The following is a 13,539-nucleotide window of genomic DNA, read 5'->3' as shown; positions in this document are numbered from 1 at the left end:
CACCCACACGGGTGCCCCCTGTCAGGATCAGCTGCCCTGAACCAGGAATTCCTGGAACAAAACGTCCTTGACGCGGGTCGGCGCTACAGCCTGGTTGATCCGCATCAACAGCTCTTCTTTCAGACGGAAAATACCTGCTGCGCCAGAAAGATCCTCTGGACGCAGCTCGCGCATGTAGGCGTTAAACTCATCAAGAATACGCGGCATCTTGGCGTTGATATCCGCTTTGTAGCTCTCACGATCAATTTCAAGGGCGATGCGCACACGCAGGAAACTGGTGCCCTGTCCACCTGTATTCAGATTATAAAGCTGCTCAGGCAGCTCAACGAACAATAACTTCAGCTTTTCGTTTGGCTGATCTTCCTCAAGCTGAGCGTTGTCCCGTTGAGTGGCGGCATCCTCTGCCATCTGCTCCAGCGCTTCGTCAGCTGGATCCACTTCATCACCGCCGCCAAACAAGGTCACGGCGCCCACAGCCGTCAAAGCCGCTACAAACAGACCAACAATAATGATGACAAGCTTTTTGCCGCTGATTTTCTTCCGCTCAAGCCCTTCGACAAGCTCGGCTTCTCCCAGCGCTTCTTCCATTTCGTCGGACATAAGCGATCAATACCTCTTGAGTGCCTGATATGGGGCGAGCCCATTCATTATCATTTCAACTTTATCTTTATTTATACATAGTTAACAAGCCATGAAACAGTCGTAAAGAAATCACGCGGAAAAGCGGGAAAATAGTGGCACCACTCGGCAAGCTTTTCTTTCCCGCCTGGGCAACTTCGGTGGGCAAAACATGCATTCAAGCCTCCGCACCACCCCTGTGAAAACGGCTAAACATCTGATACTTAAGCAGAAAATAATTTGGCACGGTTCATGCTTTTATCCTGGCAAACGATAACTGCGCAAAGCAGCAAACTGCGAATGCAGGAGAAAAGTTATGGATACCGCACTGTTAGTCGGGTTGGCTCATAGAAGCGCGCTGAAAAGGCGCATGGATGTTGTTGCACATAATATCGCAAATATGTCGACAGCAGCCTTCAACAAAGAAAGATCTGTCTTCCGTCAACATCTGATTGACGTTCCAGGCGCGGCCGGCACTGTCGGTGGCAAGATCGCTACGGTTATGGACCATGGCGTTGTCAGGAACCTGGAAGCCGGGACAATGATCCCAACGAGCAACCCTCTTGATATCTTTATCAACGGCCGGGCCTACCTGTCGATTGAAGGTAGCGACGGACAAACCGTCTACACCCGCAATGGACGTATGACCCTTGATGCCGACCGCAACCTTACCTTGCTGTCTGGCGAGAAGGTTCTGGACGACAATGGCCAGCCGATCCAGTTTGATGAAGACGACATCGATATTTCCATCGCAACTGACGGTTCGATATCCACGAACAACGGCGAACGGGGCAGGATTGGCATCGTATCTTTTGCCAACGAGCAAAACATGAAACGCCGCGGTAACTCTCTGTATGAGACTGACCAGGCGCCCCAACCACCGGAAAACATGACCGAATTCACCATCCGCCAAAAGGCGTATGAAGGGTCAAATGTGAACCCCATCGAATCCATGGTCGAAATGATTGACGTGATGCGCGCCTACGAGGCGGCATCCAAACAATCAAGCGGCATCGAAGAGATGAGGAAAGATTCCCTCAGTCGCTTGGCTCAAGTGAAATAGCCAGCATTTGTGAGGAAAGGATAGAACGATGAAAGCACTTAGCACAGCAGCAACAGGCATGTTGGCCCAGCAGTTGAATATCGACGTTATCTCGAACAACATCGCCAACATGAACACCACGGGCTTCAAACGCGGCCGCGCCGAGTTTCAAGACCTTCTGTACCAGAACATTGAACGGGTTGGCGCCAACTCGTCCGACGCCGGCACGGTTGTCCCAAGCGGCATCCAGGTAGGTGTGGGCGTGCGGACCGCAGGCGTATACCGGATCACAGACCAAGGCAGTCTGCAGAATACCGGCAACATGTTCGACATCGCGATCAACGGCCGCGGCTTCTTCCACATCCAGCTTCCGGATGGTCAGGATGCCTACACCCGCGCCGGTTCGTTCCAGATTGACCAAAACGGCCAATTGGTGACCCCGGAAGGCTTCGCGGTTCAGCCCGCCATCAACATCCCGCAGGATTCGATTGATGTCACCATCAACGAGCAAGGCGAAGTGATGGTCAAGCAGGACGGTCAGACCAACCCAGCAGTGGTCGGCACGCTTGAACTGGCGATCTTCCCCAACGAAGTGGGCCTCGAGGCCATTGGCGGAAACCTCTACCTTGAAAGCCAGGCATCCGGCGCAGCTGTTCCAAGCTCACCAGGCCAGCCAGGCTACGGCACCGTGTTCCAGGGCTTCCTTGAACAGTCCAACGTGAATGCCGTGGGTGAGATTACGTCCATGATTTCGGCGCAGCGCGCCTATGAGCTGAACTCCAAGGTTATCCAGACCGCGGACGAGATGCTCCAGGCTGCCAATAACCTGCGCTAATAGGAGGCACTGATGCGGAACTGTAGCACGAAATTCATCACAGCCCTGGCCTTCAGCACCATGCTGATGACAGCAGCCCCCACCGAGGCGGCGGAACTGAAGGCCGCGCCAACGGTTGATGACACTGTCATCCGCCTGGGGGACCTGTTTGATGACGTGGGCGACAAGGCCGCAGAAATTGTCATGCAGGCCCCTGCGCCTGGCGAAGCTGAAAAGCTGAATTCCTACGACCTTGACCGGATCGCACAGGATTTCGAGCTGGACTGGGAACGCCCCAACTATCTGCGTACGGTCTTGATCCACCGGGATGGGATTGCTTTCTCACTCAGCGATCTGTCTGACCTGGTACTGGATGCAGCCAACCAGCAAGGCCTGCAACATGATGTGGAAGTCACCGTGTATGGCAGCAACCGCGGCCTGTACCTGCCGACCACGGCAAGTCTTGCCGACATTGAGTTCGAACGCTTCACCATGACCGACCGCATGGACCGTTTCAGCGCCACGCTGCTGATCCCTACCGGCGGCTCGGTGCCGAAGAAGCTGAAGGTCAACGGCACCCTGCAGGAAGTGCGCATGGTACCGATGCTGACCCGGCTGATTGCACCCGGTGAAGTGATCACGGCAAAAGACGTCACCTGGAGCCAGTATCCGTCCAAGCGCCTGAACCGCAACTCTGTCCTGGACCAGCAAAGCCTTGTCGGCCAGACCGTGCGCCGCCCGCTGCAACCGGGCCAGCCCCTGCGCGTGAATGACATCATGGCACCGGTGGTTGTCGAGAAAGGCAGCCTGGTGACGATGACAATCCAAAGCGGTGCCCTGACCCTCAGCGCCAGTGGCCGTGCCCTCCAGGATGGTGGCGACGGTGACATGATCCGGGTCATGAACATCAAATCCAAACAAAGCGTAGAAGCTCAGGTTATCAGTCCTGGCCTGGTGAAGGTCATGAGCAACAGCCTCGCGCTTGCCGCCCTCTAACGTCGGAGACTAGTCATGATTAAGAACGCCATACGCAAAATTGCCCTCACGGCAGCCCTCGCGTCGCTCGCGGCGTGCGGTGCGGCAGATCGGATCTCAAACATCGGCAAAGCGCCAGACATGACCCCGATCAAGGATATCAAGGCCCCAGTGGCGCAGCGCTCCATCAGCCTGCCCATGCCAAACAATACACCGGACAAATACCAGCCAAACTCGCTTTGGCGGACCGGTGCCCGCGCCTTCTTCAAGGACCAGCGCGCAGGCAACATTGGCGATATTCTGACGGTGAATATCGACATTTCCGACAGCGCCCAGATCGGTAACTCGACCTCGCGCTCGCGCTCGACCGCAGAAGACGCTGGCCTGTCGAACTTCCTGGGGCTTGAGCAAGCTATTCCAAATCTGCTCTATGGTAACGCTGATAATGACCGCGAAGGCGGTTCTCATGAGGCTGGCAGGAGTAATTTCTCCGCGGGCTCTATGGTCAACGCTGACTCTACTACATCCTACGAAGGCAATGGCAGCGTGAACCGGTCCGAGGCCATCAGCCTCACGGTTGCCGCCATCGTTACCGAAGTCCTGCCGAACGGCAACCTGGTGATCCAGGGCCGCCAGGAGGTACGAGTGAATTTCGAGAAGCGCGAACTGCTTCTCGCCGGGATTGTGCGTCCTGAGGATATCTCCAGTTCGAACACCATTTCGCACACCCAAATCGCCGAAGCCCGCATTAGCTACGGGGGCAAAGGCCAACTAACCGATGTCCAACAGCCACGTTATGGGACCCAACTGTATGACATCATCTTCCCATTCTAATACGACCAACCAAGGAGGCGTCTAACGCAGAACTTAGGACTACTTACCGAAATAAAGCCAACTTAATTCTGCATGACAGTGCAGTGGCCGGCAGCCCCAGTGGCTACCGGCCCTTTTTTTGCCTGCCTTCAAAAAAGGCAACAAAAAAGGGAGCTTGAAAGCTCCCTTATTCAATCGCTCAGGTCTAGCCGCTACTTAGTCGTCGCGGTGAACCTTCTCGGCGCGCTCATGTGCTTCCTGGGCCTCAATCGTCATAGTCGCGATCGGACGGGCGTCCAGGCGGCGCAGGCTGATCGGCTCGCCGGTCACTTCACAGTAACCATACTCGCCCTCTTCGATCCGGCGCAGGGCAGAGTCAATCTTTGATACAAGCTTACGCTGACGGTCGCGGGTCCTCAGCTCAACCGACCAGTCGGTTTCAGACGACGCACGGTCGGCGATGTCAGGCTCGCGAAGATTGTCTTCCTGAAGATTATGAAGGGTCTCCGCAGACTCTCTCAGAATGTCCTGCTTCCAGTCATTCAGCTTGCGACGGAAATATTCCAGCTGAAGCGGGTTCATGAATTCTTCGTCTGGCGACGGTGTGTATCCTTCTGGCAGCTGGATCTTTTTCGCTGTCATCGTCTCGGTCATTGTCACTCCCTAACAAACCAAATCTGGACCTTCGCCTCAAATTCCCCCGAAGGCCGAGAGCACTACATCGGGGGGTTATATAATGATTTCCGCCCCACAGCACAAGCTGTAATAAAAACGGGCGGCCCAACGAATTCGTGATAATCAGGAGAGATTTACTAAGGCTTTGATTTTAAACGCCTAGTTTCGCAAGCTCGACTTCAGCCCGCAGTTCGATATCTGAAAGGATATCGTCGAGTTTTGCGTCATCGGTCTTGCCGCGCTGATTCCTTGCCATATCAGCAAGACTCCGCAGCTGCGGTGCCGGAATGGCCCCAAGCAGGATTCCTTTACGGACCTCTTCAAGGAGATCAAGCATCTCTTCGGCGCGCTTGAGTCCCTTGGAGCGCCGTTCGGTGGCGTCGGGCACGCCCTGAAGCGCAATTACGGCATCCAGGGATGCAATCGGTCCCGCGCTTCCGGCACCTGAAGGCCCGCTCGTTGCTGACGCACCCTTCGTTTCCGACAGTTCGCTGGCAAACGCAGAGCCACTGCTCGCACCTTTGCGCGAGGTCTTTTTGACCGTCTTAGATTGAACTGAACCGGAACCAGAGATCTTCATGCTTCTAATTTATTCCTTGAGCAGCAGATGAGCAAGCATTGCTACACCCAACCGGCAGATAATTCCAAATCAATATTCCTGCATATTTAAAATCCATATATTTCAGACAGTTACACCACCAAATCAATTGGCATGATATTAGCATTAGTTAAAGCGAGTTAGGAATAAGCGGCAAATATGACCGCACATGAATCAGTAAGGGTGCCAAAGCATGTTTTGCAAATCGAAAGTTCGGACCAGTCTGACACTGATGGTTGCCTTCCTCTTCCTGGGGGCGCTACCGGCCGCACACGCTTCGTCGCGGATCAAAGACATTGTGTCCATCGAAGGCATTCGTGAAAACCAATTGATCGGCTATGGCCTCGTTGTTGGCCTGAACGGCACTGGTGACACGCTGCGGAACACCCCATACACCGAACAAAGCCTGACTGCGATGCTTGAACGTCTTGGCGTCAACGCCAAAGGCGAGACCATGCGGCCGGAAAATGTTGCCGCCGTTATGGTCACAGCCAACCTGCCAGCATTTTCCCGTCAGGGTAACCGCATTGATGTCAATGTCAGCTCCATGGGCGACGCAGAAGACCTCAAAGGCGGCACCCTGCTTGCGACCCCCCTTATGGGCGCCGACGGTGAAGTTTATGCTGTTGCACAAGGCGCCATCGCCGTCGCAGGTTTCAGCGCACAAGGCGAAGCCGCTTCTGTGGTTCAGGGTGTACCAACGAACGGCCGCATCGCAAACGGCGGTATCGTTGAACGCGAAATCCCCTTTGAACTCAGCGACATGACGTCCGTCAAGCTGTCGCTGCACAACCCCGATTTCACAACCGCTCAACGGGTAACCCGCGCGATCAACCGTCATCTGAAAAACAGTATGGCACGCGCACTTGACCCTGCAACCATTCAGATCGACCGTCCGATCGGCTACGAGCTGGCGCTTGTGGACATCCTGACCGAAATTGAACAGCTTCCCGTGAAGCCGGATCAGAAGGCCCGCGTCATCATCGACGAACGCACCGGCATCATTGTTATGGGCGCTGAAGTACGCATTAATTCTGTTGCCATCGCACAAGGCAACCTGACAATCAGCGTTTCCGAGCAGCCACAAGTTTCCCAGCCAGGCGCTTTCGCCCAGGGTGGGCAGACCCAGGTCGTGCCACGCAGCTCTGTAACGGTTGAGGAAACCGGCACCGAAAAGCTGACCATTCTTGAGAATGCCGTGACGCTCCAGGACCTTGTAGACGGCCTCAACGCCCTTGGCGTTGGCCCTCGCGACATGATTTCCATCCTGCAGGCCATCAAGGCTGCAGGTGCCATGCAAGCTGAAATTCAGGTGATGTAATGCAAGTCGTCTCGATAGATACCGCACAAGCGCAAGCCATCGACGCACAGATTGGTGCAGCCAAGGCCGGCCTGAAAAATGCTGGCATGTCTGACGACACCAAGCGCGCTGCGCGGGATGCAGCAGAACAATTCGAAGCCGTGTTCATCGCCCAGATGCTCGGCCCGATGTTCGAGACCGTACCAACAGACGGCCCGATGGGCGGCGGCCATGCCGAGGGCATGTACCGGTCCATGTTCGTTACCGAAACCAGTAAAGCAATCGCCAAACAAGGCGGTGTTGGTATCGCCGATCAGGTTTACCGTGAATTGCTGAAGTTGCAGGAGGTATAATATGCCGCTCGACAACCCAAAGCTGCCAACAGATAAAGCGGACGATCGCCCTACTCTTTCGGGACACAGTGCGCGCCTGGCCAAGCTGACCATCCTGCTGCAGGACCTGATCCGCCAAGAAACCGAACTGCTTCAAGATCGCCGCCCCCAGGAGGCAAAGCGCCTACATGGGGAAAAAAGCCGTCTGATGGCTGAATACAAGGAAACCATCGGCAAGCTGAAGGTGAACGAGTATCAGTTGGGTGAAAAGGATTCTCGGGACCGCAAATACCTGCGTCAACTGACCGACGGCCTCAGGGAGACAATCCGCGACCACGCACGCGTGGTGCTGCGGCTGAAATCGGTTACTGAAGGACTGATCCGTAGCGTTGGCGAAGAAGTATCCAAAAAGAACAGCCCTGTTCTTGGATATGGCCGCAATGCATCCATGCGCGCGACGGGCCCGGCCAAACCGACTTCGCTAAGCCTCAACCAGGTCATCTGACCTCGGAGGCTGCGACATGCAGGTCAACACCGCACATCCCATTCCAAACTCAGGCGCTCAGCTTGCTAAGGTAGCCCTCCCCCATTCTCTGACACGTCTCGCAGTCCCAACAGCCTTTCTTAGTGAATTGCTGCGGACTGCCATACGCCAGCCTCATCTACAGTCGCTCCAATCAACCGGCGAACCACTTCGCCCTATTACCTTCGTTCCCCTGGCAGGTCTGTCATCAGGTGCGCCATCCGGTACAACGTCCAGAGGTAAAGGCCGTAAGAAGAAATCCTCAAACGCTTCCGGCGATGATGCTCTTGCGGGGCTTATCGGCCGTCGCTGAGACCGGCGAAATCTGCCCTTTCTCCTCTTTCACCCAGATCCACCCGGCAGAAACTTCTTGCCCCCTTGCTGCAGCCCTGCAGATTCCCGCAGGTCGATTTTTGCCCCTAAGACGATCCCTCAACACAAGAATAATAAAAGATCATATATTTCAATGTGTTATATGATATTAAAAATTGGCACGCCTGTTGCAATAAAAGGGGAAAGCCGAGAGATCGGTTGGGTAAAAACGTCATGAAAAGGAGAGGTTAAATGACCTTTTCAATTAATGTTAACGCTAGCGCACTTGACGCGCTTCGCAATCTGAACGCCACCAGCAAGGATCTGGAAACTACCCAGACCCACATTAACACTGGCCTCAAGATTTCATCTGCAAAAGACAACGCAGCTGTCTTCTCAATCGCGCAAAAGTTGCGCGGTGACCTGAAAGGCCTGAACGCTGTTAAACAGTCGCTGGACCGTGGTATCTCTACTGTAGATATTGCCCTAGCTGCATCAGAAGCTATTTCCGACCTCCTCCTGGAAATGAAGGAAAAAGCCGTAGCAGCCGCCGACCAGGGCCTCGACAGCACCAGCCGGACAGCCCTGGCAGAAGACTTTTCCGCCCTGCGCGACCAAATCACGACCATCGTGAATAACGCCGAATTCAATGGCTCCAACCTGATTGATGGTGGAACCGATGCAATTGTGGCCATCACGAATGCTGACGCAACACAAACGCTGACTGTGGATCACCAGGATCTGACACTTGGCAGTGCCAACATCCCAATTTCTGCGGCCCAGAGCATCGCAACGCAAACGGCTGCTGCTGCTGCTGTTGTTGACCTGGGTGACGCGATCAATAACCTGAACTCCGTACTGACACAACTTGGTGCAGGCTCAACGGCACTTGAGCAAAACCGCAGCTTCGCCGGCAAACTAGCTGACGTTATCGAAGTCGGCATCGGCAACCTGGTTGACGCGGACATGGCCAAAGAAAGTGCGAACCTGCAAGCCCTGCAAGTGAAGCAACAGCTGGGTATCCAGGCACTCTCGATAGCCAACCAATCACCACAGTCCATCCTTTCCCTCTTCCAGGGCTAATGATGGCACTCATTCATGACGTAATTGCCAGCGTTGTTCCCGGGCTTCAGCCTGAAGCCCGGGCCTCTGCAGGTCCATCTTGTCGTGATCTTCTATTACTGGTCGCCTGAACCAGTTGCCACTAGCGCAGAACCTTCCCCAGGCACGTAACCACACGCTCAACATCGTCATCCGACATCGCCGGAAAAATTGGCAAGCTCAGGACACGCTCATAATAGCGCTCAGCACCACTAAAGCGCTGCTTTCCATATAGCTTTTCATAATAAGGCTGCGATGAAACGGGAATATAGTGCACCTGCGTTCCGACCCCCAGCTCAGCCAAGTCTGCCATCACCGCAGCTCGATCCCTGCCCTGACTCCTGAAATCAATAAGAACAGGATACAGATGCCAGGCAGACTCTGCCGTGTGCGTTCTGGAAACCGGCACAAGGCTGTTCAATTGGGCTTCGAATTGACGGTCATAAAGCTCGGCAAGTTCACGGCGCCGTGCAACAAAACCATCAAGTTTAGCCAGTTGACTTAGCCCCAGTGCGCACTGCAAGTCTGTCGCCCGGTAATTATAGCCCAGTTCCTGCATTTCATAGTACCAGGGGTTGGGCGCCCCCGACCCTTCAGAAAAACCGGATTCTACCTGCTGCCATGAGGCCGGATCACGAACCATGCCCTGACTGCGTAGAATTCTCAGCCGTCCGGCCAGATCTGGGTCAGACATGGTAACCACACCACCTTCACCCATGGCGATAGACTTCACAGGGTGCAATGAAAAACAGGCCATATCCTCAAACTGGCCATCCCCTGGGGCGCCTACGAGGGCGCCTTTATATGTAGCGCCCAGTGCATGACAGCAATCTGTCACCACAGCGGCACCATGTGCCCTGCTCACCCGTTCGATAGACTCGATATCCACACACTGGCCATTCAGATGCACCGGCAACACAGCCTTGACCGGCTGGCCGGCACGCCCGAAGGCTTCTTCGAGAGTGTCGGCAGTCAGTAAGCCCGTATCGGGGCAAACGTCAGCAAACACTACATCTGCACCCGCCATGCGAGCACCATTGGCCGTGGACAGGAAAGTTACCGTTGGCACGATGACCACGTCGCCTGGACCGATATCCAGGCCCATCATCGCAAGATGGAGAGCCGTGGTACCATTTGAACAGACAACCGCTTCCCTAGCGCCCACCTTGGCAGCAAAGGCAGCCTCAAAAGCATCAACCTTTGGGCCACAGGTCAGGGCGCCATTCTTGAGCACATCCACGACTGCGGCGATATCATCGTCGTCTATCTGATGCCTGCCATAAGCGAGAAAGGATTCCGACATTGAAGTCCACCTACTATTGCCCACCTTCTGGAATGGTCTCTAGAACTGCTTTCAGCTCCTCAACGGTCATCCAACTGTCGTTTTTGTCACTGACATATTCAAATCCTTCAGACATGACAGGATAACCTTGCTCGGAAAGCATGGGCCGCGACCAGAAACTCCACTCTGGTTCAATAACGTATCGGTCGCCCATATCAACGGTGTTCCGGGCATTGTGTTCGGTGATCATAATCTCGTGCAATTTTTCGCCTGGGCGGATGCCCACAATCTTCTGCGGCATGCCTGGCGCAAGGGCTTCGACAAGATCCGTAATCTTCATGGACGGAATCTTTGGCACAAAGATCTCGCCGCCAACCATGATGGGCAAGCAAGACAGGGTGAAAGCAACGGCTTCTTCAAGAGTAATCCAGAAGCGTGTCATCCGCACATCGGTAACCGGCAGTTCCGATGCTCCCTTTTTGACCAGATCCCGGAAGAATGGGATCACGCTGCCCTTCGAGCCAAGTACGTTCCCGTAACGCACCACAGCAAATCGGGTGCCTGTACCGGATGCCAGGGAATTGGCCGCAACAAATATCTTGTCAGAGGCAAGCTTACTAGCCCCATACAGATTTATCGGGTTTACCGCCTTATCTGTCGACAAGGCGATTACCTGCTTCACACCAGCCCGGATCGACGCCTGCACCACGTTTTCAGCACCAATGACATTGGTTTTTATGCATTCAAACGGGTTATACTCTGCCAAAGGCACCTGTTTCTGCGCTGCGGCATGGATCACCACATCTACATCGCGCATCGCCATGATCAAACGTTCACGATCACGGACATCACCAATGAAGAAGCGGACTTTTTTCTGCTCTTCTGGTGTCAGTGAATATTGTAGCTGAAAATGATTAAATTCACCCCTGGCAAACACAATGATCCGCCGCGGATTATGAGCAGCCAGAAGTTCCTTCAGCAAGGTCCTGCCGAACGAACCAGTACCGCCAGTGATGAGAATTGACCGCCCTTCGAGATCACATTTTTCCCCGCTAAAGGTCGATGTCACCATTGGCTGTCTCCTTGTACCTGTGCCTCATATGCCTACCATCCATTGTGGTACACGGGAAGAATTCTTTTTATGCTATAATAAATTACGGGTTTTTCCCAAAGTAATCCGAATGTGGTGTCGAAGCGGCGACATCCTGTCCGCCAGCCCGCTTGGAACCATTCGGCTGGTTTCATCAAGCTCATCAATGCTAATGCAGCCACGGATGAAATTCCGCCCCCTGATGGTCCTGCTTTCTATCATGCCCAGCCCTGCACAGTCTGCCCGGTCCATATCAAGCCTGACGTAGGTCTTGTCATCGCCCAGAAACAGGCACCCTCCTGACATACCAAGTGCTGTAGAAGCGGAGACGAGCCGCGAAACAGCCTTACCATGATTAATCTCCTGTACTCCTGCACTGCAACTCAGCGGAAAATATTCAAGGTCCTCGCCGCCGTTATGACAGGCATAAAACAGGTCTGGCTCGGAAAAATAGTCCGGGTTTAGGGTGACAAAGCCCAACCTTGATACGCCGCGTTCAATGGTCAAATCAGACAGATCAAAACGAATGGTCAGCGACTGTTCCGAAGGGCAAAAAATGATTTCCTTGGTCAGCTTGCCTGCACCTGTATCCAAAAAGCCCTGAATGACAACAGCGTTCGACGCTTCCTGCCAAAAGACATCATGCTTCACACGGCCGAGATCCGTAATCTTGTGGGCATGCCTTGGTTCGTGCACGAGATGGCCGCTGTAAAAATCAGCGCCATAAGCAATGTCTTCGAAGAAGCCATGCTCGAGCGTGCCCAGTACACTCGACTTGTCCAGTTTACCCGAAAGCGACAAATCTGCTGGACCAAACCCGAAAGACTGGATCGCCAATCCACGATAACTGTTGAGTACCAGATGAACCCCCTCCGCCTCTATTGCGGTGAACCTGCCTGACTGTCGGATCGAGATCGCTTCCGGTACTTCTGCCTCCATATTCGCTTCGGCATAGGAAGCCTGCTCGCTTTCTACTGGAAGCCCCTCAAGAAGAGATTGCCAACGCTTGTCGGTAATGTGCGTTCGGAAATCGCTGGCCCAAAGTTGAAGCAGTGCTTCCCAGTCAGCGTCACTTCCTCCAGCGTTCAGGTCCATAAATTTACGCCAACAAAGCGTGTTCAGGCGGGTGTCATCACGGCCCGTTACACCCCAGCGCGTCAAGTTGTACTTTCGCTGTTTTTTTACTGGCACCGGCACCTGGCTGGTTTCCAAACGAATGGGCGCAGTTTCAGGCTCAAGGTGCCTCAAGGCTTCAGATGGCAGAACCAGCTCTACGTCCTCGTTCGCCTTGATGCTTTCCAACAGAATACTGATGCAATCAAACTCTGCCCCACCAAGACTGGCTTCGCTGTGAAACCGGCCCGGCCGATAATCAAAAATCTCCGCATCACTGGTATATATCGGGATCGCCTTGGCGCCCTTTACTATCAGGTCCGAGAGAAACTCGAAATATTCCTCCACCGACAATTCGCCGTGGACATAGCGTTGGAATTTCTGAAATGCGATTGCATCGGACCATAACACAGGCAACCTGACCCCGGCCGCTCCTTCAAGAATCTGGGGGCGGTCAGCCAATGCTCGCGACCAATTGGGGTTATGGCTTGCTGGCTCGGCCCAATCCATCATCACTGCTTTATAACCAGCGGCCTGATAAAGCGGCAAAATGCCCTTTGAATAGGCCTGTTCATTCACCAATGCTACTTCTGGTCTCGCGCCCAGCAAGGCATCATAATCGCGCAGTCCGTATTCCAGGTTTCTGCGAGTAAGCTCCGGCGGAACCAGTGGTGCAATGATCTGGCAAAAGCCACTGCCGATCAGCTCCACCTTTCCTTCAGAAATCAGGTGCCTGGCGCAATCAATCCATTCAGGTGCGACCTTTTTGATGGCCCGAAGAGTGTAGCCAGTTGCTTCCAACCCGATCGGGATGCCCGCTTCAGCGAGATCAAGCAGCGGCCGGTAGCAGCGGTCAACAACGGTTGGGTGCTCGCCCTCATCGATCGAGGAAAAGGCCAGGTTCAGGTGAAACACCATATAAAGTGACGATCTGGTCATACCCTTTTCAAT

The 13,539-nt window shown here is 54.2% G+C and carries 14 protein-coding genes; 8 read left to right on the top strand and 6 right to left on the bottom strand.

The features are described 5' to 3' along the window. Nucleotides 1-27 precede the first annotated feature (27 nt). Nucleotides 28-600: a flagellar basal body-associated FliL family protein gene (locus B3Z17_RS02940; RefSeq protein ID WP_286828491.1), complete on the bottom strand. Its 573-nt coding sequence runs from the start codon at nucleotides 598-600 to the stop codon at nucleotides 28-30. Nucleotides 601-934: 334 nt separating this feature from the next. On the opposite strand from B3Z17_RS02940, the gene B3Z17_RS02935 reads away from it, so the two are divergent. From B3Z17_RS02935 to flgH, 4 genes are read left to right on the top strand one after another with little or no spacing between them, the layout of a single operon-like run. After that, entirely contained in the window at nucleotides 935-1,681 is a 747-nt protein-coding gene (locus tag B3Z17_RS02935; protein WP_074519307.1) for a flagellar hook-basal body protein, read from the top strand. A gap of 28 nt (nucleotides 1,682-1,709) precedes the next feature. Beyond that, nucleotides 1,710-2,495, top strand: a complete 786-nt coding sequence (gene flgG / locus B3Z17_RS02930) for a flagellar basal-body rod protein FlgG (protein WP_068305788.1) — start codon at nucleotides 1,710-1,712, stop codon at nucleotides 2,493-2,495. 12 nt (nucleotides 2,496-2,507) lie between these two features. Continuing rightward, nucleotides 2,508-3,470 carry a flagellar basal body P-ring formation chaperone FlgA gene (gene flgA, locus B3Z17_RS02925; RefSeq protein WP_068305786.1) on the top strand — a complete coding sequence of 321 codons (963 nt, stop codon included), beginning with the start codon at nucleotides 2,508-2,510 and terminating at the stop codon, nucleotides 3,468-3,470. Between the two features lie 15 nt (nucleotides 3,471-3,485). Beyond that, nucleotides 3,486-4,283, top strand: coding sequence for a flagellar basal body L-ring protein FlgH (gene flgH / locus B3Z17_RS02920; protein ID WP_068305784.1), 798 nt, complete (start codon nucleotides 3,486-3,488; stop codon nucleotides 4,281-4,283). Nucleotides 4,284-4,478: 195 nt separating this feature from the next. Here the strand turns inward: flgH and dksA are convergent, their stop codons facing one another. Together dksA and B3Z17_RS02910 are read right to left on the bottom strand one after the other, a co-directional pair. After that, complete coding sequence (dksA, locus tag B3Z17_RS02915) at nucleotides 4,479-4,916, bottom strand: RNA polymerase-binding protein DksA (RefSeq protein WP_068144960.1); 438 nt, start codon at nucleotides 4,914-4,916, stop codon at nucleotides 4,479-4,481. Nucleotides 4,917-5,088: 172 nt separating this feature from the next. After that, nucleotides 5,089-5,517: a flagellar assembly protein FliX gene (locus tag B3Z17_RS02910; RefSeq protein ID WP_068305781.1), complete on the bottom strand. Its 429-nt coding sequence runs from the start codon at nucleotides 5,515-5,517 to the stop codon at nucleotides 5,089-5,091. 211 nt (nucleotides 5,518-5,728) lie between these two features. Between B3Z17_RS02910 and B3Z17_RS02905 the strand changes: the two genes are divergently transcribed. From B3Z17_RS02905 to B3Z17_RS02890, 4 genes are all read left to right on the top strand, one after another. After that, nucleotides 5,729-6,856 carry a flagellar basal body P-ring protein FlgI gene (locus B3Z17_RS02905; RefSeq protein WP_068305779.1) on the top strand — a complete coding sequence of 376 codons (1,128 nt, stop codon included), beginning with the start codon at nucleotides 5,729-5,731 and terminating at the stop codon, nucleotides 6,854-6,856. Continuing rightward, on the top strand, nucleotides 6,856-7,188 hold the full coding sequence (locus tag B3Z17_RS02900; protein WP_074519306.1) for a rod-binding protein: 333 nt from the start codon (nucleotides 6,856-6,858) through the stop codon (nucleotides 7,186-7,188). The genes B3Z17_RS02905 and B3Z17_RS02900 overlap by 1 nt, the downstream gene beginning before the upstream one ends. 1 nt (nucleotide 7,189) lies before the next feature. Further along, nucleotides 7,190-7,672 (top strand): hypothetical protein, encoded by a 483-nt coding sequence (locus B3Z17_RS02895; RefSeq protein ID WP_068305777.1) that lies wholly within the window; start codon nucleotides 7,190-7,192, stop codon nucleotides 7,670-7,672. Between the two features lie 582 nt (nucleotides 7,673-8,254). After that, complete coding sequence (locus tag B3Z17_RS02890; RefSeq protein ID WP_068305775.1) at nucleotides 8,255-9,085, top strand: flagellin; 831 nt, start codon at nucleotides 8,255-8,257, stop codon at nucleotides 9,083-9,085. Nucleotides 9,086-9,206: 121 nt separating this feature from the next. Here B3Z17_RS02890 and pseC read toward each other — a convergent pair whose 3' ends face one another. The 3 genes from pseC to B3Z17_RS02875 all read right to left on the bottom strand — a co-directional run bounded on the left by pseC (nucleotide 9,207) and on the right by B3Z17_RS02875 (nucleotide 13,527). After that, the gene (gene pseC / locus B3Z17_RS02885; RefSeq protein WP_286828490.1) at nucleotides 9,207-10,406 is read right to left on the bottom strand and encodes a UDP-4-amino-4,6-dideoxy-N-acetyl-beta-L-altrosamine transaminase; all 1,200 of its coding nucleotides are present in this window, start codon (nucleotides 10,404-10,406) and stop codon (nucleotides 9,207-9,209) included. A gap of 13 nt (nucleotides 10,407-10,419) precedes the next feature. Beyond that, nucleotides 10,420-11,457, bottom strand: coding sequence for a UDP-N-acetylglucosamine 4,6-dehydratase (inverting) (pseB, locus tag B3Z17_RS02880; RefSeq protein ID WP_286828489.1), 1,038 nt, complete (start codon nucleotides 11,455-11,457; stop codon nucleotides 10,420-10,422). A gap of 72 nt (nucleotides 11,458-11,529) precedes the next feature. Beyond that, the gene (locus B3Z17_RS02875; RefSeq protein WP_286828488.1) at nucleotides 11,530-13,527 is read right to left on the bottom strand and encodes a hypothetical protein; all 1,998 of its coding nucleotides are present in this window, start codon (nucleotides 13,525-13,527) and stop codon (nucleotides 11,530-11,532) included. Nucleotides 13,528-13,539: the final 12 nt, after the last annotated feature.

This window comes from Kordiimonas sp. UBA4487, assembly GCF_002389025.1.
In the GTDB taxonomy this organism is placed as follows: Bacteria; Pseudomonadota; Alphaproteobacteria; order Sphingomonadales; family Kordiimonadaceae; genus Kordiimonas; species Kordiimonas lacus.
The sequence above is the reverse complement of the archived record's forward strand: the minus strand, read 5'-3'. Positions and strand labels throughout refer to the sequence as shown.

What these genes read in the sequence shown, in the direction of transcription:
- B3Z17_RS02940 (WP_286828491.1), bottom strand. Translation starts at nt 600, where the DNA reads ATGTCCGACGAAATGGAAGAAGCGCTGGGAGAAGCCGAGCTTGTCGAA.
- B3Z17_RS02935 (WP_074519307.1), top strand. Translation starts at nt 935, where the DNA reads ATGGATACCGCACTGTTAGTCGGGTTGGCTCATAGAAGCGCGCTGAAA.
- flgG (WP_068305788.1), top strand. Translation starts at nt 1,710, where the DNA reads ATGAAAGCACTTAGCACAGCAGCAACAGGCATGTTGGCCCAGCAGTTG.
- flgA (WP_068305786.1), top strand. Translation starts at nt 2,508, where the DNA reads ATGCGGAACTGTAGCACGAAATTCATCACAGCCCTGGCCTTCAGCACC.
- flgH (WP_068305784.1), top strand. Translation starts at nt 3,486, where the DNA reads ATGATTAAGAACGCCATACGCAAAATTGCCCTCACGGCAGCCCTCGCG.
- dksA (WP_068144960.1), bottom strand. Translation starts at nt 4,916, where the DNA reads ATGACCGAGACGATGACAGCGAAAAAGATCCAGCTGCCAGAAGGATAC.
- B3Z17_RS02910 (WP_068305781.1), bottom strand. Translation starts at nt 5,517, where the DNA reads ATGAAGATCTCTGGTTCCGGTTCAGTTCAATCTAAGACGGTCAAAAAG.
- B3Z17_RS02905 (WP_068305779.1), top strand. Translation starts at nt 5,729, where the DNA reads ATGTTTTGCAAATCGAAAGTTCGGACCAGTCTGACACTGATGGTTGCC.
- B3Z17_RS02900 (WP_074519306.1), top strand. Translation starts at nt 6,856, where the DNA reads ATGCAAGTCGTCTCGATAGATACCGCACAAGCGCAAGCCATCGACGCA.
- B3Z17_RS02895 (WP_068305777.1), top strand. Translation starts at nt 7,190, where the DNA reads ATGCCGCTCGACAACCCAAAGCTGCCAACAGATAAAGCGGACGATCGC.
- B3Z17_RS02890 (WP_068305775.1), top strand. Translation starts at nt 8,255, where the DNA reads ATGACCTTTTCAATTAATGTTAACGCTAGCGCACTTGACGCGCTTCGC.
- pseC (WP_286828490.1), bottom strand. Translation starts at nt 10,406, where the DNA reads ATGTCGGAATCCTTTCTCGCTTATGGCAGGCATCAGATAGACGACGAT.
- pseB (WP_286828489.1), bottom strand. Translation starts at nt 11,457, where the DNA reads ATGGTGACATCGACCTTTAGCGGGGAAAAATGTGATCTCGAAGGGCGG.
- B3Z17_RS02875 (WP_286828488.1), bottom strand. Translation starts at nt 13,527, where the DNA reads ATGACCAGATCGTCACTTTATATGGTGTTTCACCTGAACCTGGCCTTT.